Here is a 26,764-nt window from a genome sequence, read left to right as displayed (position 1 = left end):
GGGATTGGGGTGAGGGGCTGCTGCTTCAACCTTCCCCTCCGAGCGATGCTTGCAAGGGGAGACAAACCGGCCTGCGCTCAAGCTTCAGCCGGCCAAATCACCCGCCGCGGGCGGGGCAATTCCGTTTGCCACCGCCCGCCCCGGCTCACAACTTGAAGCGGAAACCGAAGTAGTACTGTCGACCATTGCTGTAGAAGGCGCGTGGTTGGTCTTCGTTCTGGCCGTAGTACTTCAGGATCGGGTCATTGAGGTTCAGACCTTCCAGGTGCAGGCTGAGGCGATCATTGATCCGATAGCTAAGCGAGGCCGACAGAGTGTCGGTTTCGTCCTGATACTGCGGTGAGCTGCGATCCAGGCCGACAAAGAAGTCGGAACGATAGGTGTAGGCGACGCGGGCGTTGAAGCGGTCGTTCTCGAAGTAGGCACCCAGGTTGTAGGTGTTCTTCGAGGCGCCGACCAGATCATCGCCGCTGTCTTCCTCGGCATCGGCGTAGGTGTAGTTGGCCCACAGGCCGAAGTACTCACCGATCGGTGTCTGCCAGTTCAGCTCCAGGCCCTGCACCTTGCCATCGGCATTCACCGGAGCGGAGATGGTGTAGGTTTCGAATTGCCCGGTGCGGATATTCAGCAGGTCGGTCTGATAGGTGCCGAAGCTGACGTAGTCATGCAGATCCATATAGAACAGCGTCGCCGAGACCAGTGAGCGTGGTGAGTAGTACCACTCGATGGCGGCATCGAAGTTGTCGGAGGTAATCGGGCTCAGGTTCGGGTTGCCGCCATTGCCGGTGTTGGTGGTGTCGTCGGCGGTCAGGGCGCCGCCGAGGGCGCTGAAGTCCGGGCGCGACAAGGTGCGTGAGACGGCCAGACGTGCCACTACGTCCTCGTTGACATCGAAGCGGAAGTTGGCGCTGGGCAACACGTCGTTGTAGTCGTTGGCGATCACCGACTGATAGAACGAACCAAAGGCCGAGGTGGTGATGGCGCCCGGTACATCGGGGCAGGGCGCCAGGGCGGCGCAGACATCACCCGGAATCGCTACATTGACTCTTACGCGCTCTTCAGTGCGGACGAAGCGCAGGCCGGCGTTGCCGCTCCAGCGTTCACCGCCAAAGTTGAGCATGGCATAGGCGGCCTTGCTGGTTTCCTCCAGGGCGAATTCGCCGGGCCAGAACTGGCGCGTGACCGGGTCGCGATTGCTGTAGATATCGCCCCAGCGTTCCAACTCAGAGGCGGGGATTTGCCAGACATTGCGTGGGAAGTTGCCGCCCAGTCGATCACCGAAGTCGCCAGGATAGGTCTGGCCATTCCAGTTGGGCAGATTATCCGGGTTGAACGGGTCGGCCGAGAACAGCGGGCCTTGCGCCACCTGTTGCGTGCTGCGCTCGTGTTCGGCCCAGCGAAGACCAAACGCCAGGCTATGCAGGGTATCGCTGTTCAGCATCAGGTCGCCATCGAACTGGGCGTAGTCTTCCTTGTCGACGGTGCGTGCCGGACTGGCGCCGAAGATCCAGTCCAGTCGCGTGCCGGTGAAGTCCGCGACGTTGCCGTTGGGGAAAGCCACATCGGCGGGGCCGGAGATACCGTTGAAGGCATAGCTGGCACCGGTGTTGAACACATCGCCCTCGAACACCGCCTGCTTTGGCGTGTCGCCGTTGCCCTTGGTGGTGCCGGCCTTGGCATGCAGTTCCAAGGTGTCGGTGGCGCGCCAGCTGACATCGAGGTCGGCATAGCGGGTGCGCGAATTGGCGCCGGGGCGGTAGATGTTGTCGACGATGGCGTATTGCGCTGGCGCATCGGGCGTGCCGACATTGGCCCAGGTGGCCGAGGTCAGGGTGCCATTGCGTACCGTGTAGCTGTCCGGCACGCGATTGTCGCTGCCGATCACCCGGCTGCCCCAAAACATCCAGTTGCGATTGTAGTTGGTGGCGTCGAGCTTGGAATTGAACAGGCTGAGGTTGATGTCGACATCGTCGTTCGGGCGCAGCTGCAGCTCCAGCAAACCGCCCTTGCGGTGACGTTCCTGCTCGAACAGGGCCGAGCCGATCAAGGTCGGATAATAGACGTTGGCCAGGGCCGGTTCGGCCTGGGCCAGGGCGCTGGTCGGGGAGATCTGCGCGTAGCCGAGGATTTCCTGGCCGTCGCGGCGCAGGTGACGCTTCTCCGAAAAGGCCTGCAACAGCACACCAAACGTGTTGTTATCGTTCTTCCAGTTGAACAGGGCACTGATCTGCGGGTCGATTTCGTCCGGCAAGTCGGCATACACCGCCTGCACCGAGCCCTCAACCGTGAGTTGAGCGCCGAAATCCAGCGGCTTGCGGGTGATGATGTCGACCGAGCCGGCCACGCCGCCTTCGGTCAGATCGGCGGTCGCCGACTTGCGTACCACCACCTGGCCGACGATTTCCGACGGCAGCATGGCGTAGCTGACACTGCGGCCGACCAGGCCGACCTGATCGAGTACGAACCAGTCGCCAGAAGCCACCGAGTGTCCATTGATCAAGGTCTGGGTAAGGCTCGGATTGGTGCCGCGCAGGCTGACCCGATCGTTCTCGTCGAAACCACCCGATCCACCGGATTGCGATTGCGTGGTCACGCCCGGTACGCGCTGCAGCGAATCGGCAACGTTCTTGTCCGGCATCTTGCCGACGTCTTCGGCGGTAATCACTTCGACCAGGTTGTCGCTGTCGCGCTTGCCGGCGATCGACTTCTCCAGCGATGAGCGAATGCCCCGGACTTCCACAGAGTCCAAGGTTGGTGTGGCGTCCTCAGCTTCCTGGTTGGATTGCGCGTTGACGTTGAAGCTGGCCCCAGAGAGAACCATGGCGATGGCGGACGCGATGGCGCTGTGCTTGCAGATCATTGTTGCCCCCGATGCTATAGCCGCTTTGAGGCGGCGACGCTGTTTACCCCGTACACGACGCGCCAGGGTTGGCGCCGGTACGGAACGATGAACGCTACTCTACCAATGCAATGCCACTGTAATACCAGTGGGCGAGAAAAAGCTACCAATTTTTCGCCGTACTCGCTATATTGGTCTCAAAGTGGTCTTAGATAAGTGCGGCTTGGCTTTGTAACTCAATGATTTATTGACCACACTCGCGCTGCTGGTTCAGTGTTGAAATTCGACTGGTATCCCACCGGAATCATCTATGAGCTCTCTTGCTGACGCCCTGCGGCGCCTCGACCCCGACAGCCCGCAGCCCTTGTACCAACAGTTGCAGCGCGCCCTGCGCGAGGCGATCGAGAAGCGCTTGATCTCGGTGGATGAGGCCTTGCCGGCCGAGCGCCATCTGGCCGAAGAGCTGCAGGTATCGCGGATCACGGTGCGCAAGGCGATTGAAGGACTGGTCGACGAAGGATTGCTGGTGCGCCGGCAGGGCGCCGGCAATTTTGTCTCGGCGCGGGTCGAGAAGAATTTCGCCAAGCTGACCTCGTTCTCGGAAGACATGCGCGCCCGCGGTCGTGTGCCGAGCAGCGAATGGATCCGAAAATCGGAGGGCACGGTGACGCCGGAAGAGGCGATGACCCTGCGCCTCAGCCCGGGAACACCGGTGTTCCGCTTCCACCGTTTGCGCTATGCCGACAACGCGCCGATGTCGGTTGAATTTGCCACCGTCGTCGCCGCCTGCCTGCCGTCCCTGGAGGCGGTACAGAACAGCTTGTACGAGGCCCTGGAGCGCGCCGGCAATCGGCCGGTGCGTGCCCTGCAGCGTCTGCGGGCGCTGCTGCTGCGTGCCGAACAGGCGCGACTGCTGGAAGCGCGCGAGGGCGATGCCGGTCTGCTGGTTGAGCGCGTCGGCTTCCTGCCCGATGGTCGGGCTGTGGAGTTCTGCCAGTCTTACTATCGAGGGGATACCTATGATTTCGTCGCCGAACTCAGCGCTTCGAATGATTGAGGCCGCCCGCGCGACCTTGCTGTTCAGCGAGGCGGCCAGCGCTGCCTCCGTCATTAGCACACAGTTCCAGCACAACCGGCTGGCAGTGGCCGATCTGGCTGCCGAGTTGCGCGCCCGACCGCCACGCGCGGTGGTGACCTGTGCCCGCGGCAGTTCGGACCACGCGGCGACCTATGCCAAATACCTGATCGAAACTCGCCTCGGTCTGATCACGGCTTCGGCAGCTCCCTCGGTGAGTTCGGTCTACGGGCGGCCGCAGGATCTGCGCGACTGCCTGTTCATCGCCATTTCGCAATCCGGTCAGAGCCCGGACCTGATCGCCGCGGCGATCGCCGCACGGCAAGCCGGCGCGCGGGTGCTGGCGATGGTCAATGTCGAGGATTCGCCGTTGGCCGCGGCTGCCGATCATGTGCTGGCGCTGTGCGCTGGCGCCGAGCGCAGCGTGGCGGCCTCGAAGTCTTTTATCGCCGCCCTGTTTGCCACCCTGCATCTGGTCAGCGAATGGCATCAGGATGAAGCCCTGCGTTATGCCGTGGCCGGTGCGGAGGACGCGCTGAGCAAGGCCTGGGAGCTCGACTGGGGCGCTGCCGAGGCGTTGTTGATCGAAGCCAGTCACCTGTATGTGATCGGCCGAGGACTGGGCTTGGCGATTGCCCAGGAAGCCGCTCTCAAGGGCAAGGAAACCAGTGGTCTGCATGCCGAGGCGTTCAGCGCCGCCGAAGTACGCCATGGGCCGCAAGCTCTGCTGGGGCAGCACTTTCCTGCTCTGCTATTGGCCCAGGATGACTCTACCCGCGCCGGTTCCGAACAGCTGGCACGCGAACTGCTTGAACGTGGGGTTCCCCTGGTACTTGCCGGCGTACAGCTGGAGGGGGCGATCAACTTGCCCAGTCTGGCGGCGGATCCGGCGTTGCAGCCCTTGTTGCTGATCCAGAGCTACTACCGACTGATCAACTCGGTATCACTGGCGCGTGGTCATGACCCGGACCGACCGCCGCATCTGCGCAAGGTGACCGAGACGCATTGATGAGATTGGCACTGCACAACGGGTCGATCCTGACGCCCACCGGCTGGGTTGAGGACCGCGTGCTATTGATCGACGACGAACGGATCGAAGCGCTGGTCGTGGAGGACGATCCGCGTTGCGCGCAGGCCGAGTTGATTGATCTCCGGCGGCAGCGTCTGCTGCCTGGCTTTATCGATATCCAGGTCAATGGTGGCGGCGGCGCCTTGTTCAATGACGAGCCCAGCGTCGACACCATCCGCAGGATCGGCGCAGCACACCGGCGCTTTGGTACCACCGGATTTCTGCCGACCCTGATCAGTGATGACCGCGAGACCATCCAACGCGCGGTCGACGCCGTCAGCGCAGCGATTGCCGCGGGCGTGCCGGGAGTGCTTGGCGTGCATATCGAAGGCCCCTGCCTCAATCGGCAGCGCAAGGGCACCCATGACGCGGCCAAGTTCCGCGACCTCGACGATCAGGACATCGCCGTCCTGGGCAGCCTGCGCGGCGGCTGCATCCTGCTGACCCTGGCGCCGGAAATGACTCGGGTGTCGACCATCGCCCGCTTGCGCGAGACCGGGGTGATCGTCAGCGCTGGCCACAGCAATGCCAGCTACGCCGACATGCGTCGTGCGCTGGATCATGGGGTTAGCGCGGTAACCCACCTGTTCAATGCCATGTCGCCCTTGACCAGTCGCGAACCCGGCGTGGTTGGCGCTGCCCTGGATGATCCGACCTGCTGGTGCAGCATCATCGTCGATGGCGTGCACGTCGATCCGGTGGTGCTGCGCATCGCGCTGGCCGCCAGACAGCAGCAGCGCTTCATCCTGATCAGCGATGCCATGCCCAATGTCGGCAGTGATCAACCGTACTTTCTGCTGCAAGGGCGAAGGATCGAACAGACCAACGGTCGGCTGCTCGACCCTGATGGCGTGTTGTCCGGCTCATCGCTGGATATGGCCAGCGCGGTGCGCAACGCTCATCGCTGGCTGGATCTGCCCTTGCAGCAGGCGGTGCATATGGCCAGCGCAGCACCGGCCGAGTTTCTCGGCCTGTCAGAGTCCACCGGCAGCATCCGCCCCGGTCTGCGCGCCGACCTGGTGTTGGTGGATCAGCAGGTTCAGGTGCTGCGGACCTGGATCGGGGGTAGGGAAGGGTAGGGTCGAAGTGCACGCGCAAGCTGAGCTCAATGCAGGCAGTCAACCGTTGACCCAGCTCAGCAAGTCAGAATCGCCGCCGTGGGCGGAGCCAAGTGGCACTTGAACCGGCTCGATGTGATCGAGACTTGTCACGCCTCGTTCGGCTGGCTTCGACATGCTCAGCCAGCGTGGGCTGTGTCAACGAGGCGCGTTGGCTCGCATACCTACAGGTAGCGGTACTCGACCACGCACGCTGAGCCTGTCGAAGCGTGCCAAGCCCTGCGATCGAGCCCTCGTAGGCTGGGCTGCAAAGCCCAGCGTGCGTGCCGATAGTCAGACGATGCTGGGTTGCAGAACATCACGTTCCATCAGCTTGCGCTCCCAGGCCAGCGATGTGGCGCAGATCAGGTCGAGGTCGTCGAGCTCGGGCTGCCAGCCGAGTACGTCCTTGATCCGCGCGCACTCAGCGACCAGTTCCGGCGGGTCGCCAGCGCGGCGCGGTTGGTCGGAAACCGGAATGCTGGCGCCGAGGGCGCGTTCCATGGCCTGGATCACCTGACGCACGCTGTAGCCATGGCCATAGCCGACATTCAGGGTTTCCGAGGACCCGCCGCGGCGCAGGTAGGTCAGGGCATCGAGATGGGCGCGGGCGAGATCCTCGACATGGATATAGTCGCGCACGCCAGTGCCGTCGACGGTGTCATAGTCCGAGCCGAATACCAGCAACTGCGATCGCCGACCCAGAGCAGCCTCGGCCGCTACTTTCACCAGCAAGGTGGCCTTCTCAGTCGACTGACCGATTCGCCCCTGGCGATCACAGCCGGCGACATTGAAGTAGCGCAGGGCGACGTAGCGCAGATCGCTGGAAGCGGCCAGATCACGCAGCATCCATTCGCTCATCAACTTGGAGCTGCCGTAGGGATTGATCGGAGCCGTGGGCGAGTCTTCGCGGCAGCGTCCTCCGGCGGGAATGCCATAGACCGCCGCAGTGGACGAAAACACCACGTGCTTCACTCCAGCGTCGCGGCAGCAGGCCAGTAGATTGCGCGTTGCACAGGTGTTGTTGCCGTAGTAGCGCAGCGGATCGGCCACCGATTCCGGCACGATGGTGCGGGCAGCGAAATGCATCACCGTGTCGATCTGATGCTTGGCCAGAAGCTCAGCCACCAGGGCTTGGTCGCCGACTTCACCTACCACCAGCTCCGCATCCTGCACGGCATCGGCAAAGCCGGTGCTGAGGTTATCCAACACGACGACCTGTTCATTCTGAGCACGCAGTTGCATCACTACGTGGCTGCCGATGTAACCGGCGCCGCCGGTGACCAAAATTGCTGACATCCTAAATCTCCTTGCGCAGTCGTGCGTCGGCGAGGTCGATCACCTCGGCCGGTTGCCGCGACCTGATGAATTCGGCGAAGGTGCTCGCCAGGGCCGGCTCTTCGACAAAGCTGGCATGCTCACCCTGCAGACGTATGACCTGCACGCCGCCCGTCGCCAGTGCAGACCAGCCCAGACTGTCGTCGCGGCGGTCTTGGCGATGGCTGTGCAGGGTGCGGAACAGGCAGGCACTGACCGAACAGGGCTCGGCACGATACTGCGCCATCGCTTGGTAATTGACCTGCTCAACCACGAAGTAGCGCAGGCTGTGCGGCAAGGGTTGGCCGCGCAGCCGACACCACATGGCCTGTGCATCGTGCGCCCAGCGCTGCATCAAGCGGCCCGCGGCTGCCAGGCCCTGGCCGCGCTGCAGGCTGCGACTGATGCGCCGCCACAGCCCGGCGCCGGCCTGGCCGCTGATGGGGCCGGAGGCCGGGGCAAAGGTATCAAACAGTGCCAGCAGGCTGACCTGTTCGCCCTGAGCGGTAAGTTGGCGCGCGATCTCGAAGGCGATGGCACCCCCCATCGATCCACCGGCGAGTTGGTAGGGGCCCTGAGGTTGCACCGTGCGCATCGCCTCGATATAGCGCGCCGCCATGTCTTCGATGCGCTGCAGGGGCGCCGTCTGGCCATCGAGACCGATCGATTGCAGGCCATAGCTGGGTTGATCCTTGCCCAGGGCTTCGGCCAGGCCACGATAGTTGAGCACATTGCCACCGACGGCGTGGACAAAGAACAGCGGCCGCCGGCCGCCGTCACGATTGATCGGCACCAGCACCGACCACGGGTCGATCGCCTCGATCGGAGTGCTGGTCGGCTCGCGCTGGCCGGCGCCTCGAGCCTGATCGAACGCCTGTGCCAGTTCGGCCAGGGTCGGTGCGCTGAACAAGGTGGCCAGGGGCAGGTTGACCCCGGTGCGCTGGTTCAGTTCATGGAACATGCGCATGGCCAGCAATGAGTGGCCGCCGATATCGAAGAAATTATCGCTCGCATGGATGGCGTCCAGGCTCAACAACTCGCACCAGACCTGACGCACCACACTTAGCATATCGCTCGACTGCTGGGCGAGCGCCGCGACAGTTGCCGGGGCTGCGGCTTCGGCCCTGCGCAGAACGGCCAGCGGCTGCGTCGCCCCGATGGTCGACAAGGCCTGGTCTGCCGACGCCGCGGCAAAAGCCTGCAAGATCCGCACATACTGATCGGCCCAGGCGCGCGCCTGCGTCTCATCAAACAGATCGCTGGCGTAGGTGAATACGGTCTCCATGCGGTCGGCCAACTCGACACACCACAGCGACAGCTCATGGCTGCTGCCGCTGATCGGCACATCAAAGCGCGAATGCTTGAGATTGCCCCAGTCGGCTGGCCGCTCGCGGGCATCCTGGAACGAGAACTGGCTCTGGAACAGCATCGGACGCGAGGCGTCACGCTTGGGCTTCAAGGCCTGAACCAGGGATTCCAGCGGCACATTGGGATGCGCCAGATCCTGCATCACTTCCCGGTGTACCTCGCGAATCCACTCCGCCAGGCTGAGTGAGTCGTGGCTGTCCAAGCGCGAGCGAAACGGGATGGCATTGACGAAGAAGCCCAGCACTGGCAGCAGTTCCGGCGCTTCACGCCCGCGCAGTGGAATGCCGACCAGAACTTCCCGTTGTTGGCTGAGCTGATGCAACAGCCAGGCATAGGCGGCCAGGCAGACCACGAACAGGGTGCTGCCCTGACTGCGCGCCAGCGCATGCAGATGCTGCACCTGGGAGGCATCGACCTCCAGCTTGAACGACTGGCCGCGGCCGCTCCATTGCGCGGGACGATTGTGTTGAGAAGGCAGGCTGAGTGCAGGCGGCAAGGGCTGCAAATGCTGCGTCCAGTAGCCGATCTCCTGCTGCATGCGCGGGCTGCGCGTGGCCTCGGCCTGCCAATGACAGAAGTCGGCATAGCTGATGCTAAGCGGCGGCAGCTGCGGGCTGCGGCCTTCGAGCTCGGACTGATACAGCTCGGATAGATCGCGGTATAGCAGGTCGAAACACCAGCCATCCCAGATCAGGTGATGAACGATGAACACCAGCACATGCTGCTGTGGATCGATGCGATACAGCGCACAGCGGAAGGCCGGGCCGCGCTGAAGATCGACGCCCTGGTCGAGCATGGCCTGCACGGCCTGGCGAATCTCCGCTTTCGCCAACTCCGAGTCGGTTGAGCCGCAGTCATGAACATCGAGTTTGAATGGCAAATGGGCAAGCACGCGCTGCTCGGCGCCATCGGCGGTGGGGGCGAACACGGTGCGCAGGGCCGGGTGGCGATCGACAAAGGCCTGCAGGGCGCGGCCGAGAGCGCTTGGATCCAGCGGCCCACGCAGCAGGTGTGCCGAGGGCAGCAGATTGAAGCCGCCGTCGCCGGTCAGCTGCTCCAAGAACCACAGCCGCCTTTGCACCGAGGAAAGCGGTGCGCGATCTTGCTTGGCCTGAGGCTGCAGCAGCGGCCAGTCTGCTGGCGATTCGCTGGCCGTAGCCACAGGCGCCAAGCGCGCTGCCAGGCCGGCCGGCGTCGGTGCTTCGAATACATCGCGGAGCACCAGCTTTGAGCCGAATTGCTTGTTCAGGGCAGCGGTGAGCTTGGCGGCCAGCAAGGAGTGGCCACCGAGTTCGAAGAAGTTGGCATCGGCTTCGACCCGATCGCAATGCAGCAGAGCAGCCATGCTGGCGGCGACCTGGTCCACCGACTGCGATGCCGGCGGTGTGAGTTCGACGGCGGCTGCTTGGGTGCCCGGCGTCGCTGCTGGCTGGCCCAACTGTTTGCGATCGATCTTGCCGTTCGGCAGCAGGGGCAGGGCCTCCAGCCACTCGACCTGCTGCGGCAGCATGTAGTCGGGAAGGCGGCCGGACAGCGCACGCCGCAGCTCGGCCAAACTACAAGTGGTGGAGTTTGCGACCAGATGAGCCACCAGCCGGTCGTCCTGCGGGCCGAAGTTCTGCACCGTGACGGCGGCGCGTTGTACCGGCTGCAGCGCTTCCAGCGCAACCTCGATTTCTCCAAGTTCGATTCGATAGCCACGCAGTTTGACCTGGTGGTCGAGTCGGCCCATATGGCGCAGGGTGCCGTCGGCATTCCAGCTGCCGAGGTCGCCGGTGCGGTAGATCCGCGCGCCTGCTGTCTCAGCGAAGCGATCGGCGACAAAGCGTTCGGCGGTCAGCTGCTCGCGACGGAAATAGCCTTGGGCGACGCCATCGCCGCCGATGCAGATCTCGCCCGCGCTGCCAGGCGCGCAGGGCCGGCCTTGCTCATCGAGAATGCGCACCACGGTGTTATCGATCGGGTGGCCGATATGGATCGCCTGTGGATCGGTGATCCGCGACAGGGTCGACCAGATGGTGGTTTCGGTCGGCCCATACATGTTCCACAGTTCACTGACACCGGCGCCGAGCAGGGACTGCGCCAGGCTTGGAGTCATCGCTTCGCCGCCGCACAGAGCACGAAAGCTGGCCGGGGCGCGGAAACCGGCTTCCAGCAGCAAGTGCCAGGTGCTGGGCGTGGCCTGCAGCAGGGTGATCTGCTGCTGCTCGATCAATTGCTTGAGCGCGTGGCCATCGACTGCCTGTTCGCGCAGGGCGATCACCACCTGGGCGCCGACGCACAGCGGTAGCATCAGTTCCAGCACGGCGATATCGAAACTGAGCGTGGTGACCGCCAGCAGGTGATCGGTACAGGCCAGACCCGGTTCATCGGCCATGCTGCGCAGGAAGTTCACCACGCCGCGCTGCATCACCACCACGCCTTTGGGCTTGCCGGTGGAGCCTGAGGTGTAAATCACGTAGGCCGGCAGATCACGATCGAACTGCAGGTTCAGGGGCTCGGCCACTGTTGCATCGATCTCGACCTGGTCGCGATCCAGCAGCACGGTCGGCAGATCGCCCGGCTGCAGTCGCTCGGCAGCAGCCTGATCACCCAGCAGCAGACTGAGTTCGGCATCTTCGAGCATGTCGCGCAGGCGGCCGATCGGGAACATCGGATCCAGCGGCACATAGGCGGCACCGGTCTGCAGCACGCCGAGTACGGCGGCCAGCAGATTGGCGCTGCGCGGCAGACACAGGCCAACCCGTTGACCCGGCTGAACGCCGCGTTTCACCAGGCAGCGGGCGATCTGGTTGGCGCGTTGCTGCAGTTGCGCATAGCTGAGGCGTTGATCGCCGCAGACCACGGCCAGGGCATCGGGGCTGCGCGCGGCCTGGGCGGCGATTTCCTGTTCGACGCGCGGTGCGGTTTCCAGGGCGCGGGCGCGGCCGTGGACGGCGTGGGGGTCGTCGGCGACGGTGCGTCCAACAGGCACCCTATGATCCGGATCGGCATCGACCGTACCGCCGAGCGCGGCGGCCACGATGCGCAGAATCTCGTCGATCCGCTGTTCGCTGAAGAAGTCGCGGCTGTAGTGCAGATCGAGGGCCAGGGTATCGCCCTGATCGTAGAAGCTGAACATCAATTCGCCGAGCAGGCCGGGTTTGCGCCCTTCGCGCATGCTGGCCTGCAAAGGCGCAAACCCGCCCAGCTCGATCTTGGGGTTAAGATTGAAATAGACCCCGGTCAGTGGCGGCCGATCGCCGCGACTCGGCAGGCCCAGTGTGCGGGCCGCGATGCCCTGAGTCATCAACGGTTGTTCCAGCGCATCCATCAGCCGCGAGCGCACCTGCTGGCGCAGTTCGGAGCGGCTGTGCTGGGAGTGGCAGTCCAGGCGCAAAGGAAGATCAAGCACGCCATCGGCGATCAGGGCCGGATGCTGGCCCAGGCTCTGGCTGGCATAGGGTACGCAGATCACCAGATCCTGCTGATCGGCAAGTTTCGCCAAGGCCGAAGCCACCGCGGCCAGAGCCGATTGGAACAGGGTGCAGCGCTCGGCCTTGGCCTGAGCGCGCAGTTTCGCCAAGGGCTCAGCGGCCAGCGACCAATACGCGGTGCCTGCACGAAAGCTGCGCCGGCCTTCCGGTTGCAGGTCGCCCAGGTTCAGCGGCGCCGGCGGTGCCTGCAACTGGCCACGCCAGAACTCACGCGCCTCGCTGGCTTCGCTGCCCTGCATGCGCGCCTGCTCGGCGGCGGCAAAGGCGATCGGATCGCCAGCGGGCGGCAGGGAAGCCTGACGCCCCTGGCACTCGGCGCCGTACAGCTCGGCCAGCTCGCGCAAAAACACGCTGGCCGCCCAGCCGTCGAACACCAGATGGCTGGCGACCAGATGCAAGGCATGATGCTGTGGGCCCAGGGTCAACCAGGCCAGGCGCAGCAAGGGCCCTTGGCCGAGGGCGAAGGCAGCATCGTTGTGCTGATCGACATAGGTGTTCAGTGCCTGCAGCGGATCAGGTTGCTGTGAGAGATCGACCTGATGTAAGGGGAACTCGAGCTGTCCGAATCGTTGCTGCTCCGGGGCCTCGCCCGAGAGCTGCAGGCGGAACACCGGGTGGCGCTGGATCATCATGTTCAAGGCGCGCTGCATCGCCGCCGGGTCGAGCGCGCCGTGCAACTCCAGCACAAAGCTTTCGTTCAGGGCGCGCAGGGCATCGGCGTCGTAGCTGGCGGCCAGCCAACGTTCTTCCTGGCCCGGGCTGAGCGGTCCTTGATCGGCGTGTTCACTGCGGCCAGGCCCGGTGTCGAGTGGGCTGGGGTCGTCTGGCGAGCCCGGCTTGCGCTGGATCAGGCCGAGCTGCATTAGCTCGGACAAACTGTCGGTGAACACCTGGAAGATCCGATCGAGTTCGGCCGCGCCCATTGCTGCGGTGACGAAGTGCCCGAACTGTTCGTACAGGTGCAGGCCGTGGAAGCGCGCCAGATAGTAGAACAGGCTGATATGGCTGACGCCTTCATCCCACTGCAGACGCCACAGCGAAGCGCAATGCACCGCCTTTACCGGCGCGCCCTGTTGGCGGAACCACTGGTTCAGGCGGTCGACCAGGGCCTGGGTGCGTTGATTGAGGACGGTGTAGAACGCCGGGCCCTGCTGCTTGAGCAGATTGAGGGTGGCTTCGGCCGCCGCCAGGGCCAGCGGATGACGCACGAAGGTGCCGGCGAAATAGGTCACCCCGGCTTCCGGGTAGCTGTCGTCGCCGTATTGCCAGAAGCCGCCGTCCAGGGCGTCCAGCCAATGCGCCTGGCCCCCGATGGCGGCCAGCGGCAGGCCGCCGCCGATGATCTTGCCGTAGGTGCAGATGTCGGCGCGCACCCCGTAGAACTCCTGCGCGCCGCCGGGGGCGAGACGGAAGCCGGTGACCACTTCGTCAAAGATCAAGGCGCATCCGGCCTGGTCGCAGATCTTGCGCAGCTCATGCACGAAATCGCGCGGCTGCAGGGTCGGGTACTTGTTCTGCACCGGCTCGATCATGATCGCCGCCAGTTCGTGGCCGCGCTCGCGCAATACCTTGAGTGCGTCTTCGCTGGCATAGTCCAGCACCAACACGTTTTCCACCGCGCTGGCCAGAATGCCCGGTGCGGCTGACAGTGAACGCAGCTGACGTGTGCCACGCACGATCACTTCATCGAAGATGCCGTGGTAACTGTTGGTGAAGATGGCGATGGTCTTGCGGCCAGTCACGGTGCGGGCGATACGCATCGCCCCCATCACCGCCTCCGAGCCGGTATTGCAGAAGGCGATGCGCGGATGGCCGGTGAATTCGCTGAGCAGCTGCGACACCGTCGCCGCCAGCGGATGCGAGGGCCCGACCTCGATGCCAAGATCGAGCTGCCGATGCATGGCCTGCACCACCGCCTTCGGCTGATAACCGAGCAGGTTGGCGCCAAAGCAGGACAACAGATCGATGTACTCGTGACCATCGATATCGAACACCCGCGCGCCGTCGGAGCGCTCGGCGACGATAGGAAACACCAGGTCTTTCCACTGCGGGTTGAAGCCGGTGACCACCCGCGGATCGGCCATCAGGGCACGGTGCTGCTGGGCAAACTGGCGCGATTTGCTGAGCTTGGCAAGATAGCGCTGACTGAAGTTCTCCAGCCAAGCCGTTTGTTCAGAACTGTAGCCGCTTTGCTTCTTCAGGGTGATCCGCGCCGAGGCGCCAAACGGCTGCTCGCGCAGATCAGCCTTGGTTTCGGCCTCATTGCTGGCCGAGGGCGCTGTTGCGCTGGGCGCGACCGCCGCGGCCGGCGTCGTGCTGGCAGCGACTGCAGGCAATGCCGGCATCTGAGCCGCCTGCGCGCCGGCCAACAGGGTTAGCTGCTGCTGCATCAGGCTCATCTGCTGCTGGATCAACTGGCTAAGGGGGCTGGCGTCGATGGTCGGCATGTTCTGCAGTATCGGCATCGATATCGGCATGCCGACGGGCGCCACGGTTGGGGCGCCCGCTACCTGGGCCGGAGCCGTGGCCGGGGCGGGCTGAAAACGCTCTGCCGGCAGCTCCTGATGCAACCACTCGCTAAGTTTGCCGATGCTGTCGAGATCTTCCATCAGACGACGAAAGCGCAGCTTGAGGCCGAATACGCGCTCCAGCTCCTGGCTGGCCTGGGTCAGCGAGAGTGAGTCGAGGCCGAGCTCGACCAGGGGAATCTCATCCTGCAGTTCGGCATCGGGCAGACCACTCAGGTCGGCCATAATGCGACGCAGTTCGGCTTTGAGCGCAGGACGTCGATCGCTCACGGGTGTCTCCTGAAGAATCGGCGGCGCTGACGGCGCGGCCTGAGGTGAAACGGAAAGCGTGGCCGCCGCTGCACTCGCCTGTTCGGCCACCGCGCCGGACTGGCGCGGGAACCAATAGCGGGTGTCGGCAAAGGGATAACCGGGCAGGCGCAGGCGGCGGCCGGCCTGCAGCGGCAGGGCCGGCTCGGCGCCATGGCTCCACAGCTGACCGATCGCCTGCACGGCCAGGGCAGCATTGCCGGCTTCGCCAGCGGCGCCCTGCAAGGGCACCAGGCGCGGCGCGGTATGGGTGCCGCTGCGGTGGCGGCGCAACAAGGCGCTCAGGGCCTGGCCCGGGCCGACTTCGACAAACAGGGTGTGAGGCTGATCCAGCTCGGCCAGAATGGCGGCCGAGAACTGCACCGGGGCGCGTACCTGCTGCGCCCAGTAGTCCGGCGAGCAGGCTTGCTCGGCGGTCAGCAGCTTGCCGCTGAGGCAGGAGTAAAGCGGCGTTTTCGGCGCCTGCAGGCTGATCCTGGATGCCGCCAGTCGTACCGCCTCAAGCGCGCCGTCCATCGCCGCACTGTGGAAGGCATGCGAGACCTTCAGTGTCGAGACCCCGAGCCCCTTAGCCTCAAGTTCCGCCTTGCAGGCGTCGATCTCGGCCTGCGGGCCGGCCAGCACGGTCAGCTCGGGCGCGTTATGGGCCGCTATCTCGATCTTGACCGGCAGCTGGGACAGCGCGTCGGCCGAGGCACGCACGGCCAACATGGCGCCGCGTGGCTGGGTCCACATCGCCGCGCCGCGAGCGCAGACCAGGCGGGCGGCATCGGCCAGACTCATCACTTCGCCCAGACAGGCCGCCGCCAGCTCGCCGATGCTATGGCCGATCAGGGCGTCCGGTTGCAGGCCCAGGCTTTGCAGCCAGCGCGCCAGGGCATAACAGGTTGCGAACAGGGCTGGCTGGGCGTAGCGGGTTTCCTGCAATCGCCCCGCCTCGGGGTGCTCGGCTTCGAGCAACCAGGGCTTGAGGTCGACCTCCAGGCAGGGGGTTATGCAGGCCAGGGCCTGGTCGAGGGCTTCGGCGAAGGCCGGCAGGCGCTGATACAGATCAGCTGCCATGCCGGGGCACTGCACGCCCTGGCCGGGCAGCAGCCAGACCTGGCGGGTTTGCGGCTGGGCCTGAATCTCGGCCAGCTTGCCGCGCAGGGCATCGGCAAGGTTCTGGCCCGGCTCGACGGCGATGCTGCTGCGCCAGGCCATGGCCTGGCGGCCGACCCACAGGCTGTAAGCCAAGCTCGCCGGTTCGACGTCCGGCTGCGCAGCACACCAATCGGCCAGCTGCGTCGCACGGCGCTGCAGACCGTCCTTGCTGCGCGCGGAAAGACAGAGCAGCGTCGGTGCCTGATCGCCGGCCAAGCGGCCCAGGCGGGCCAGTTCGGGTGGCTCGCCGACAATCAGATGGGCATTGGTGCCGCCAACGCCGAATGAGCTGACCCCCGCATAACGCGGGGTTTCGCTGCGTGGCCAGGCCTGCAGCTCGGCACAGACCCGGAACGGGCTGGCCTCGAGATCGAGCAGAGGATTGGCGGCGTGGAAATGCAGGGTGGCCGGAATGCGCTGATGCTGCAGCGCCAGGGCAGACTTGATCAGGCCGAGCGCGCCGGCCGCGGCGACGGTGTGGCCGAGATTGCTCTTCAGCGAACCGATCCGGCAGTAACCGCTGGCCTCGGTGTCCTGGCGAAACGCCTGGCTAAGGGCGGCCAGCTCGATCGGATCGCCGAGCTGGGTAGCGGTGCCATGGGCTTCGACATAGCCGATCTGTGCGGCGCTGAGGCCGGCATCGTCCAGCGCCATGCGAATCACTTCGGCCTGGCCACTCTGGCTCGGCGCGGTAAAGCTGGCCTTGCCACCGCCGTCATTGTTCAGACCGACGCCGTGGATCACCGCGTGGATATGATCGTGATCCTCCATTGCCCGTTCCAGCGGCTTCAGTACCACCAGGGCGGCGCCGGAGGCGAATACCGTTCCGCTGGCGGCGGCATCAAATGGACGACAATGGCCGTCGGCCGACTCCATGCCGCCTTCGACATGCACATAACCGGAGGCTTGCGGAACGGTGAGGGTGGCGCCGCCAGCCAGGGCGATGTCGCACTGGCCGGCACGCAGCGCTTCGCAGGCCTGGGCGATGGCTACCAGGCCGGTGGAACAGGCAGTGTGGATGCTCAGCGCCGGACCGTGCAGATCGAGTCGATGAGCGATGCGGGTGGCGACGTAGTCCTTCTCGCTGGCCAGCATGGCGCTGAACTCGCCGCTCTGGGCGATCAGCTGCGGTGCGTGGCGGCGCAGGGCTGTGGCATAGGTGTTGTTGGCGCTGCCGGCGTAGACGCCGATGCTGTGTTCGCCGTCCGGGCGTAGGCCGGCGTCTTCCAGCGCATTCCAGGCCAGTTGCAGCAGGCGTCGCTGCTGCGGATCGATCAGTACCGCCTCACGTGCCGGAATGCCGAAGAACTCGGCATCGAACTGATCCGGATCGGCCAGCACGCCGCGCGCGGGAACAAAGTGCGGGTGCTGGCGGATCTCGGCCGGCTGATCGGGATCCAGCTCCTCCGGGCGGAACTGACGAATGCCCTCGGCGCCGTCGAGCAGGGCCTGCCAGAATTGCTCGACCGTCTGGCCCAGCGCGGTATCCAGGGCCATGCCGATAATGGCGATCGCACCATTCTGACCTTGGCCACCCTGCCTTTGCCGCTGGCGGGTCGGCTGGCGACCGCTTGCGCCGTCTTGCTGCAGACGGCGGCGCAGGCCAGCAATGCTGGGGTGATCATAGACATCGGCCACGTTGAGTCGGCTGCCACCGAGCTCACGCATCATGGCCAGAAAGCGCAGTACGGTCAGCGAACGTGCGCCGGCTTCGAACAGATTGTCCTGATCACCCAGTTCCGGCGAGGCCAACAACTGCCGCCAGTAGTGGCCGATGGCTTCGGCGGGCTCGAGATGGGTCGATGTCGTCTGCTGCGCGGCCTCGTCGAGCTGCAGGGCGGCGCGATCGATCTTGCCGCTGGGTGTCTGCGGCAGGCGCTCTAGCTGCACATAGCGCAGCGGCTGCATGTAGGCCGGCAGGCGCTGACGCATGGCGCCGCGCAAGGCCTGCTCCAGGCCGCTGGTTTCGCTGGCGCCGTCGGCCACGACCCAGGCCACCAGTTGCAGGCCGAGTCCGGGCAATTCGCGTGGGGCGACCGCGGCATCTTTCAGCCCGGGCTGTTCCAGCAGGGCCAGCTCGATCTCACCCGGCTCGATGCGGAAACCATCAATCTTGACCTGGCGATCGGCGCGGCCGAGATAGCTCAGGCCGCCCGCGGCATCGATCCGCACGCGATCGCCGGTGTGATACCAGATCTGTCCGTCGTCGTCCTTAACAAAACGTTCCGCGCTGAGCTCGGCGCGGCCGAGATAGCCATGGGCCAGGGTCGGGCCGCCGAGCAGTAGCTCGCCTTCGTTCGCGCCATCGGCATCGTCCAAGGGCTGCAGACGAATCTCGACATAGGGCAGGGCGGGGCCAATCGGCGGAATCGCCGGCCAGTCGTGGGCCGGGGCCAGCAGCTCGAATGCCGTCACTACATGCGATTCGGTCGGCCCATAGTGGTTGTGCAGGGCGGCCTGCGGCAGGGCGGCAAACAGGCGGCGGATGCTGGCGCTGATCTGCAACTGTTCGCCGGCACTGATCACATCGCGCAGGCAGGCTGGCGCGCGTTCGGCGCAGGCCTCGGCCAGCATCTGCAGAGCGACATAGGGCAGGAACAGGCGCTCGACCGCCTTTTCTTCGATCACCTCGGCCAGGGCGAGCGGATCGCGCCGGGTTGCTTCATCAGTGAGGATCAGGCAGCCGCCCACCGCCAGGGTGGAGAAGATCTCCTGGAAATGCACATCAAAGGAGAATGGCGCAAACAGCAGGCAGCGCGCCGACTGGCCCAGTCGTGGATGCTGAACGTGCCAGTCGATCAATCGGCTCAGCGGGCCGCGGCCCATCGCCACGCCCTTCGGTCGCCCGGTGGAACCTGAGGTGAAGAGCACATAGGCCAGATCGGCTTCGGCGGCGTGCAGTGCGCGCCGCGCCGCGGGTTGGTTCAGATCCGGCAACGGACCGAGGCGTTGTGCCAGCTCGGCCAGGGCCACTGCACTGCCAACCACGGCGCGCGGTTGGCTGTCTTCCAGCATCATCCGCAAACGTTCGTCGGGATAGCCGAGGTCCAGCGGCACGTAGGCCACGCCGGCCGCAACCGCGGCCAGAATCCACAGCAGGGTTTCGCGTTCTCGGCTGGCGGCAATCGCCAGACGATCACCGCCCTGCAGCCCGGCCGCGATCAGCTGCTGTCGACGTGCGGCGACTTCGTTGGCCAGCTCGGCATAACTCAGCTCGCCTTGCGCTGAAATCAGGGCGGGAGAAGTCGCCCAACCGGTCGCGCGGCTCAACCAGTCCAGTGCCAGGTCCGGCTCGGAATGCGCGCCGCAGGCGCTACCGCCCTTCAAGCTATGCATCATCAAACGCCGTAAAACTCGCGATACCAGGCGACGAAGTTCTTCACTCCGACGTCCACCGTGGTTTCCGGCGAGTAGCCGGTGTCGCGCACCAGGGCGGCGACATCGGCCTCGGTATCCGGCACGTCACCTGGCTGCATCGGCAGCAGGCGCTTCTCGGCTTTCTTGCCAACCGCTTCCTCGATCAGCTCGATATAGCGTGACAGCTGTACCGGTCGGTGATTGCCGATGTTGTAGACCCGATACGGTGCCTGGCTGGTCGCCGGCGACGGCTGCAGCGGATCGAAGTTCGGGTCGGCATCCGGCACCCGCATCAGGGTGCGGATCACGCCCTCGACGATATCGTCGATATAAGTGAAGTCGCGTGTGTGATTGCCGAAATTGAACACATCGATCGGTTCGCCGGCAAGAATCTTGCGGGTGAACAGGAACAGCGCCATGTCCGGCCGGCCCCAGGGGCCATACACGGTAAAGAAGCGCAATCCGGTGGTCGGCAAGCCAAACAGATGGCTATAGGTATGTGCCATCAGCTCGTTGGATTTCTTGGTCGCCGCGTACAGGCTGACCGGATGGTCGACGCTGTCTTCCACCGCGAACGGCAGCTTGCGATTGGCGCCGTACACCGAGCTCGACGAGGCGTACACCAGGTGCTCGATGTTCTGATGTCGGCAGGCTTCCAGAATATTGAGAAAGCCGACGATATTGGCATCGATATAGGCGCGCGGATTCTCCAGCGAATAGCGCACCCCGGCCTGAGCCGCCAGATTCACCACCCGCTGCGGCTGGAAATCGGCGAAGGCCTGATCAATCGCCGCACGGTCTTCCAGTGAGGCCTTGACGAAACTGAAGCCTTGTCTTGGCTGCAGACGCTCCAACCTGGCCAGCTTCAGATTGGGGTCGTAGTAATCGTTGAGATTGTCATAGCCCAGCACTTCGTGGCCGGCATCGAGCAGACGATGAGCCAGGGTGGAGCCAATGAAGCCGGCCGCGCCGGTAATCAGAATTCGCATGTGTGCACCGCTAATTGTGGTGTGCTTCGACGTGTAGTAGACCGGCTTTGAGCCCCTCTCCCGCAAGGGGAGAGGAGCAAACTACCGTGTTGGCGAATCGACAGGTTGTGGTCTCATCGCTCAAAGCCGATCATCGACCGCAGACTTGGGCAGCACATGCTTGACGTCGAATAACACGCCGTTCGACTTCAGCAGGCCACGGATACGCTCGGCGCCCAGTTCAACGAACTGCCTGTGTGCCACCGCGATCACGGCGGCGTCATACTGTCCTTCCGGCAGGGACTCGGAAACCTTGAGGCCGTACTCATGCTCGGCTTCGCTGGCCGACACCCAGGGGTCATGTACATCGACCTTCACTCCGAAGCTTTGCAGTTCGGCGATCACGTCGACCACTCGCGTATTGCGCAGGTCGGGGCAGTTTTCCTTGAAGGTCAGGCCGAGCATCAACACGCGGGCCTGACCGATATCCAGGCCCTTGCGTGCCATCAGCCGGATGACCCGCTTGGCAACGTGCGAGCCCATGTCATCATTGATCCGCCGACCGGCCAGAATCACTTCCGGGTGATATCCGATCTCCTGTGCCTTGTGGGTCAGATAGTAAGGATCGACGCCGATACAATGGCCGCCGACCAGGCCGGGTCGGAACGGCAGGAAGTTCCACTTGGTGCCGGCGGCTTCCAGCACTTCCAGGGTATCGATTCCGAGCTTGGCAAACAGGCGAGCAAGCTCGTTGACCAGGGCGATATTCAGATCGCGCTGGGTGTTTTCGATCACCTTGGCCGCTTCGGCGACGCGGATGCTGGAAGCCTTGTGCGTGCCGGCGCGAATGATGCGTCGATACAGCTGGTCGACGAACTCGGCCACCTCATCGGTGGAACCCGAGGTGACCTTGACGATGTCCGGCAGCCGGTGCTGCTTGTCGCCTGGGTTGATCCGCTCCGGGCTGTAGCCGCAGTAGAAATCCTGGTTGAAGCGCAGACCGGAAACCTGCTCAAGCACCGGCACGCAGACCTCTTCAGTGGCGCCGGGATAGACCGTGGATTCGTACACCACCACATCACCGCGTTTCAGCGCCGCGCCAACGCTGCGGCTGGCACTGATCAGCGGGCTGAAGTCGGGGCGTCGTGCCTGATCGATCGGTGTTGGAACCGTCACGATAAAGACATTGCAATCGCGTAGATCTGTCGTGCTGGCGCTGTAACGAAGTTGGCTCGCTTCGGCCAGTTCAGCGCCATCAACCTCGAGGGTGTGATCGTGGCCACTGGCCAGTTCCTGGATGCGCTGCTGATTGATGTCGAAACCGAGTGTAGGGAGCTGACGGCCGAATTCGACGGCCAGCGGGAGGCCGACGTAGCCAAGGCCAATCACGCCGATGCGAACGCCGTCGGCGTGGGGGAGGTGTGCGGGGGTCATAGGGGTCTGATTTGTGAACTGGATCGCATTTTATCTCAGGCGGGGCCTTGCTTGCTGAGTGAACTTGTTCGCAAGTCCTTTAGTTTCAATCCTTCGCCCCAGGTGTCGGGAACTGACGCCGAGCGTCAGTTGGTGCGAAATTTACGTGATGGACATGCCAACTTGCTGGCATAATGCCGGCCGCCCTGCTTGGGTGAGGGCCCGCGCCCGGTCCGAAAGGCCGCCCTGTCGCGGCATTTTGCCCCTGTTTCATTGCACAAGATCGATCACATGACCCTACTGGTGGCAGCCCATGCGCTCGCTGTCTGACGCACTGCACCCCGCTCGTCGCTGGGTGGTATTGCTTGGCCTGGCCGAGTTCGTCGTGCTGTTTGGCGCCTTTCATCTGGCCGTCTGGCTGCGCTTTGGAGGCGATCCCAAGCTCACCGCCCTGGCCTTTGGTGAGGTGACCGAGCGCGCTCTGATCTTCACCTCGGTGCAAGTGCTGGCCCTGGCCGCGGTCGGCATGTACGTGATGTATGCCCGAGAAGGCCTGAATGGCTACATCGTGCGAGGTCTGCTGGCCTGTCTGGTCGGCGGTGCGGTGCTGGCGATCTTGCAGTACGCCCTGCCAGGCCAGGCGATCGGCCGCGGCGTGATGGCGATGGCCCTGGGCCTGGGTTGGTTCGGGGTGATCATCCTGCGCTGGATTGCCCTGCATGTGGTGCGCGCCGAACTGCTGCGCCGGCGCGTGCTGGTGATGGGGGTCGGCGAGCGTGCGGCGCAGATCGACCGGCGCCTGCGTCGGCGCGCCGAGCGGCGCACCTTCCAGGTGGTGGGCTATGTGCCGGTCGACGGCGATGCTCACGCCGTGCCTCGTGAGCAGTGGGTACAGCCTTCGGGCAGCCTGCTCGACCTGGCCGAGGAGCTGGATATCGATGAAATCGTCACCGCGGCCGATGAGCAGCGCGGCACCATGCCGTTGGAGGAATTGATGCAGTGCCGCCTGCATGGCGTCACGATCAGCGGGCTGGCCAGCTTCTTCGAGCAGGAGTCCGGCCGTATCAATTTGGCCCTGGTGCGGCCGTCCTGGGTGGTCTACGCCGAAGGCTTCGATGCCGGTACCGTGCGCAGCATCAGCAAGCGTGGCTTCGATCTGCTGGCATCGTCCTTGTTGCTGCTGCTGGCTCTGCCCTTGATGCTGGGTACGGCGCTGGCCATCGCGCTGGAATCGCGCTTCCGTGGTCCGATTTTCTACCGCCAGGAGCGCGTCGGCATGGCCGGTGAGAGCTTCCAGGTGATCAAGTTTCGCAGCATGCGCACCGATGCCGAGCGGGATGGCGTCGCGCGTTGGGCGACTGCCGATGATGACCGGGTGACCCGCGTGGGCAAGATCATTCGCAAGCTGCGTATCGATGAGATTCCGCAGGTGCTGAACGTGCTGCGTGGCGACATGAGCTTCGTCGGGCCGCGGCCGGAGAGGCCGAGCTTCGTGCGCGAACTGACCCAGGAAATCCCCTATTACTCGCTGCGCGAGGCGGTCAAGCCCGGCATCACCGGCTGGGCGCAGATTCGCTATGCCTATGGCGCTTCGGTGGACGATGCGCGCGAAAAGCTGAGTTACGACCTCTACTACGTCAAGAACCACAGCCTGGTGTTTGATCTGCTGATTCTGTTGCAGACCGTCGAGGTGGTCATTTTCGGGAAGGGGGCGCGCTGAGATGCAGCGCTGGGCGTTGAGCGGCCACCGGCAGCGGGCGCAGCGGCGAGCTGTACCAGTTGCTGACCCGATCGTTGTCGAATTCGATATACGAAGGGCCGTACTCCCAGCGGCCGTCAACGATCAGGATCGGTTTGCCCAGCGTCGCCAGCACCTGCTCGCGCGCGCTGCCGAGCTCGATCTGCGCCAGTTCGGTCGCCGCGTCGACCTGGCCGACGCGGGCCGCGCGAACCGGTTCGTCCCGGCGTTCGGAATGACCCAGGATCGCCCACAGGGCTGCCAGGCCGAGCAGGCCACCGGCCCACAGCCAGCGTTTTCGCGAGGGTCCAGCGGCCTCCGTGACAGTGGGTGCGGTCTGCGCGGAAAGCCGCTCGACGCCCGGCATGGATGGACGGCTGGCGCCGCCGCCAGGCAGTCGCCGATGAATGCGATGAAACTCGCGCAGACGGCGGTAGGCGGCATTGGCCTGATGCAGGCGTTCACTGAATGCGGCCTGCTGCTCGCTGCTGGCGCGGTCCGGATGCCACTGACTGATCGCCCGGCGCCAGGCCCGCTCCAAGGTGTCGACATCACAGCCCGGCGCACAGCTCAGGGCGGCAAAATCGGCGGCGTAGTCCACGCCAGACGCGACGGTGTCGGCAGGATTTGAAGGGCGATGCGCTTGATTCACGGGGTTCGACGAGCTCGGGGCGGAGGGGCGGCGGAGCCGAAACGCAGGGTTTCGGCTCGATCGTTATGTGATCGGATTCACAATTCTGACGCAGGGGCGCGTATCATGCGAGCCCGATCCCGGCTCGAAGACGGCGTTGCCTTGGCAGCCCTGGGGCGTCTTTGTGCCCGGGTGGTCGGCATGATAGAGCAAGCAGGAGAGTCAAAGTGAGTCACACCCGAGTTGCAGTCCCGGTCTGGGCGGCCCTGTTGGTCTACCTGCTTGGCGGTCTGGGCGCGTCGGCTGTGCTGGCCGAGCAAGAAGACGCCGAGTCGGCTGCCGCCACCGCGCCCCTGGCCTCGCCTGATCCCAGCTTCAGCTCACTGTACAAGATCGGTGTTGACGATCGGCTGCAAGTGTCGGTCTGGCGTAATCCCGAGTTAAGTGTGACCGTGCCGGTGCGTCCGGACGGTCGCATTTCGGTGCCCTTGCTCGGCGATGTGCTGGCCGGTGGCCGGGCGCCGCAGGAGGTGGCGCAGGATATCGAGCAGCGCCTGACGGCCTATATCCGCGATCCGAAAGTGGCGGTGATCCTGGTCGATCTGCGCAGCCACGAGTTCATTTCGCGGGTGCGGGTGACCGGTGCGGTGCGGCAGCCGATTTCGATTCCGTATCGTCAGGGCATGACCGTGCTGGATGCCGTGCTGCAGGCCGGTGGTGTGACCGAGTTTGCCTCCGGCAATCGCACTCGACTGTATCGCAAGGCAGAATCCGGGACGGGGGAGGCCTTTGATATCAAGCTAGAGGCGATTCTCAAGCGCGGCGATCTGGAAACCAATCTCGATGTTCAGGCAGGCGACGTGATCACCGTGCCGGAGCGCCTGCTTTGAGCTATCAGGCGCTACCAGGGCGAGCGCAGGCCAGCGCGGCCAATCCGCTGCTGGATCTGCTGCCCTTGCTGCTGCGCGAGGCGCAACGCCGCGCGCCGCTGCTGATGGTGGCGTTTGCCCTGATCGCAACGGCCGCCCTGGTGGCCGGCATGCTGCTGCCGAAGAAGTTCAGCTCAGCCACCACCATTCTGGTCGGTGAGGGCAATATCATCGCGCCGCTGATGGAAGGGCGAGCAGTGCCGACCAGTGTTGGCGACCGTGCCCGCATCGCTCGCGAGGTGGTATTCAGTCGTGATGCCATGCAGGACATTTTGCAGGCCGGCGGCTGGAGCGCCAAGGTCACCGATCCTCTGGCCCAGGCCCGATTGATCGAGGAGATCAAGCGTCGCACGACGATTTCCTCGCCCGGCCAGAACCTGATCAAGATTGCCTATACCGATGCCGATCCGGCGCGTGCATTCAAGGTCGCGCAGCGCTTCTCCGACCTGTTCATCGAGGAAAGCCTGGCGGCCAAGGAGCGCGAGAGTCGCGAGGCCTTCGAGTTCATCGCTGCCCAGGTCAACGAGTATCACCAGAAGCTGGTCGGGGCAGAAGAGAGTCTGAAGCGCTTCCGCGCCGAGAATCAGGAAGCGCGGCCAGGTAGCGACATCGACGTTCGTACCCGGGTCGCCGAAGTGCGAGGGCGTATCGAGAAGGCGCAGACCGCGCTGTCCGAGTTGCGCCAGCGCGAAACCACAATCCAGGAGCAGCTCGCCGGCGAGAGCAAGCTGGCCGATGATCGGCGGCAGTCGCTGCAGCTGGCCCTGCGCATCCAGGAAATGAACACCGAGCTGGATCGGCTGCTGCTCGACTACACCGACGCCCATCCCGATGTGGTGCGCCTGCGTCATCAGATCGAGGACATGCAGGCGCTGATGCATCGTCAACGCAATGCTGAAGACCGCGCCAGCAGTGGCCGGGAATCGGCCGACAGCCCGCTCGGCCAGCAACTGCGGGCCAATCTGGCCAAGATTCAGAGCGACATGGCCGCGGTCAATGCGCGGATCAAGGAAAACGAGCGCTTGTTGGAGGAAGCCCTGGAGCGCGGTCGCAAGGTGGCCGATTCGGAAGCCGCCCTGGCTGAGTTGACCCGTGGCTACGAGGTCAATCGCGATATCTATCAGGATCTGCTGAAGCGACGCGAGAATGCCCGCGTATCGATGAATCTTGATGCTGAGCGGCGCGGGCTCAGTCTGCGCGTGCAGGAGCCGGCGGCCTTGCCCTTGCAGGCCAGCGGTTTGCGGCTGATGCACTTTGCCTTGGGGGGACTGCTACTGGGGGTCGCCATTCCGCTCGGCATCCTGCTGGCCATGCTGCAGTTCGATCCGCGCGCCCGCAATGGCAAGCAGCTGGCCAGCGAGGCCGGCTTGCCACTGCTGGTCAGCGTGCCCGAATACCGAACCAGCCGCGATCGTCGCCGCGCTGTACTGGCCTTTATTGGCGCGGCTCTGCTGGTGCTGGCGGTATTCGCTGGATATGCCTGGGTGGCGCTGGGGCGCTGAGGACG

At 64.6% G+C, this 26,764-nt stretch carries 12 protein-coding genes; 6 read left to right on the top strand and 6 right to left on the bottom strand.

Annotated features, from left to right (window positions below):
• Window positions 1–145: 145 nt before the first annotated feature.
• Complete coding sequence (locus IFO71_RS03815; protein WP_192028212.1) at window positions 146–2,860, bottom strand: TonB-dependent receptor; 2,715 nt, start codon at window positions 2,858–2,860, stop codon at window positions 146–148.
• A gap of 289 nt (window positions 2,861–3,149) precedes the next feature.
• Here IFO71_RS03815 and IFO71_RS03810 point away from each other — a divergent pair, with 289 nt between their 5' ends.
• From IFO71_RS03810 to nagA, 3 genes are read left to right on the top strand one after another with little or no spacing between them, the layout of a single operon-like run.
• Window positions 3,150–3,896, top strand: a complete 747-nt coding sequence (locus IFO71_RS03810; protein WP_192028211.1) for a GntR family transcriptional regulator — start codon at window positions 3,150–3,152, stop codon at window positions 3,894–3,896.
• Window positions 3,889–4,923: an SIS domain-containing protein gene (locus tag IFO71_RS03805; protein ID WP_192028210.1), complete on the top strand. Its 1,035-nt coding sequence runs from the start codon at window positions 3,889–3,891 to the stop codon at window positions 4,921–4,923. Before IFO71_RS03810 ends, IFO71_RS03805 begins: the two co-directional genes overlap by 8 nt.
• Window positions 4,923–6,062 (top strand): N-acetylglucosamine-6-phosphate deacetylase, encoded by a 1,140-nt coding sequence (nagA, locus tag IFO71_RS03800; RefSeq protein WP_192028209.1) that lies wholly within the window; start codon window positions 4,923–4,925, stop codon window positions 6,060–6,062. Before IFO71_RS03805 ends, nagA begins: the two co-directional genes overlap by 1 nt.
• Before the next feature lie 312 nt (window positions 6,063–6,374).
• Here nagA and galE read toward each other — a convergent pair whose 3' ends face one another.
• The 4 genes from galE to tviB form a co-directional block, all read right to left on the bottom strand.
• Entirely contained in the window at window positions 6,375–7,379 is a 1,005-nt protein-coding gene (galE, locus tag IFO71_RS03795; RefSeq protein ID WP_192028208.1) for a UDP-glucose 4-epimerase GalE, read from the bottom strand.
• Window position 7,380: 1 nt separating this feature from the next.
• Window positions 7,381–19,557: a non-ribosomal peptide synthetase/type I polyketide synthase gene (locus tag IFO71_RS03790; RefSeq protein ID WP_192028207.1), complete on the bottom strand. Its 12,177-nt coding sequence runs from the start codon at window positions 19,555–19,557 to the stop codon at window positions 7,381–7,383.
• Between the two features lie 2 nt (window positions 19,558–19,559).
• Window positions 19,560–20,567 carry an NAD-dependent epimerase gene (locus tag IFO71_RS03785; RefSeq protein WP_192028206.1) on the bottom strand — a complete coding sequence of 336 codons (1,008 nt, stop codon included), beginning with the start codon at window positions 20,565–20,567 and terminating at the stop codon, window positions 19,560–19,562.
• 120 nt (window positions 20,568–20,687) lie between these two features.
• Window positions 20,688–21,980 (bottom strand): Vi polysaccharide biosynthesis UDP-N-acetylglucosamine C-6 dehydrogenase TviB, encoded by a 1,293-nt coding sequence (gene tviB, locus IFO71_RS03780; protein WP_192028205.1) that lies wholly within the window; start codon window positions 21,978–21,980, stop codon window positions 20,688–20,690.
• Between the two features lie 292 nt (window positions 21,981–22,272).
• Here tviB and IFO71_RS03775 point away from each other — a divergent pair, with 292 nt between their 5' ends.
• A complete protein-coding gene (locus IFO71_RS03775; protein ID WP_192028204.1) occupies window positions 22,273–23,679 on the top strand; it encodes a TIGR03013 family XrtA/PEP-CTERM system glycosyltransferase in 1,407 nt (468 codons plus the stop codon).
• Here the strand turns inward: IFO71_RS03775 and IFO71_RS03770 are convergent.
• Window positions 23,654–24,298, bottom strand: coding sequence for a hypothetical protein (locus IFO71_RS03770; protein WP_192028203.1), 645 nt, complete (start codon window positions 24,296–24,298; stop codon window positions 23,654–23,656). The genes IFO71_RS03775 and IFO71_RS03770 overlap by 26 nt on opposite strands.
• A gap of 257 nt (window positions 24,299–24,555) precedes the next feature.
• Between IFO71_RS03770 and IFO71_RS03765 the strand changes: the two genes are divergently transcribed.
• Window positions 24,556–25,218: an XrtA/PEP-CTERM system exopolysaccharide export protein gene (locus tag IFO71_RS03765; RefSeq protein ID WP_332309307.1), complete on the top strand. Its 663-nt coding sequence runs from the start codon at window positions 24,556–24,558 to the stop codon at window positions 25,216–25,218.
• A complete protein-coding gene (locus tag IFO71_RS03760) occupies window positions 25,215–26,759 on the top strand; it encodes an XrtA system polysaccharide chain length determinant (RefSeq protein WP_192028202.1) in 1,545 nt (514 codons plus the stop codon). The genes IFO71_RS03765 and IFO71_RS03760 overlap by 4 nt, the downstream gene beginning before the upstream one ends.
• Window positions 26,760–26,764 lie beyond the last annotated feature (5 nt).

Source organism: Pseudomarimonas arenosa (assembly GCF_014841215.1).
GTDB classification, from domain to species: Bacteria; Pseudomonadota; Gammaproteobacteria; order Xanthomonadales; family Xanthomonadaceae; genus Pseudomarimonas; species Pseudomarimonas arenosa.
This window is presented reverse-complemented; position numbering and strand designations above follow the sequence as displayed.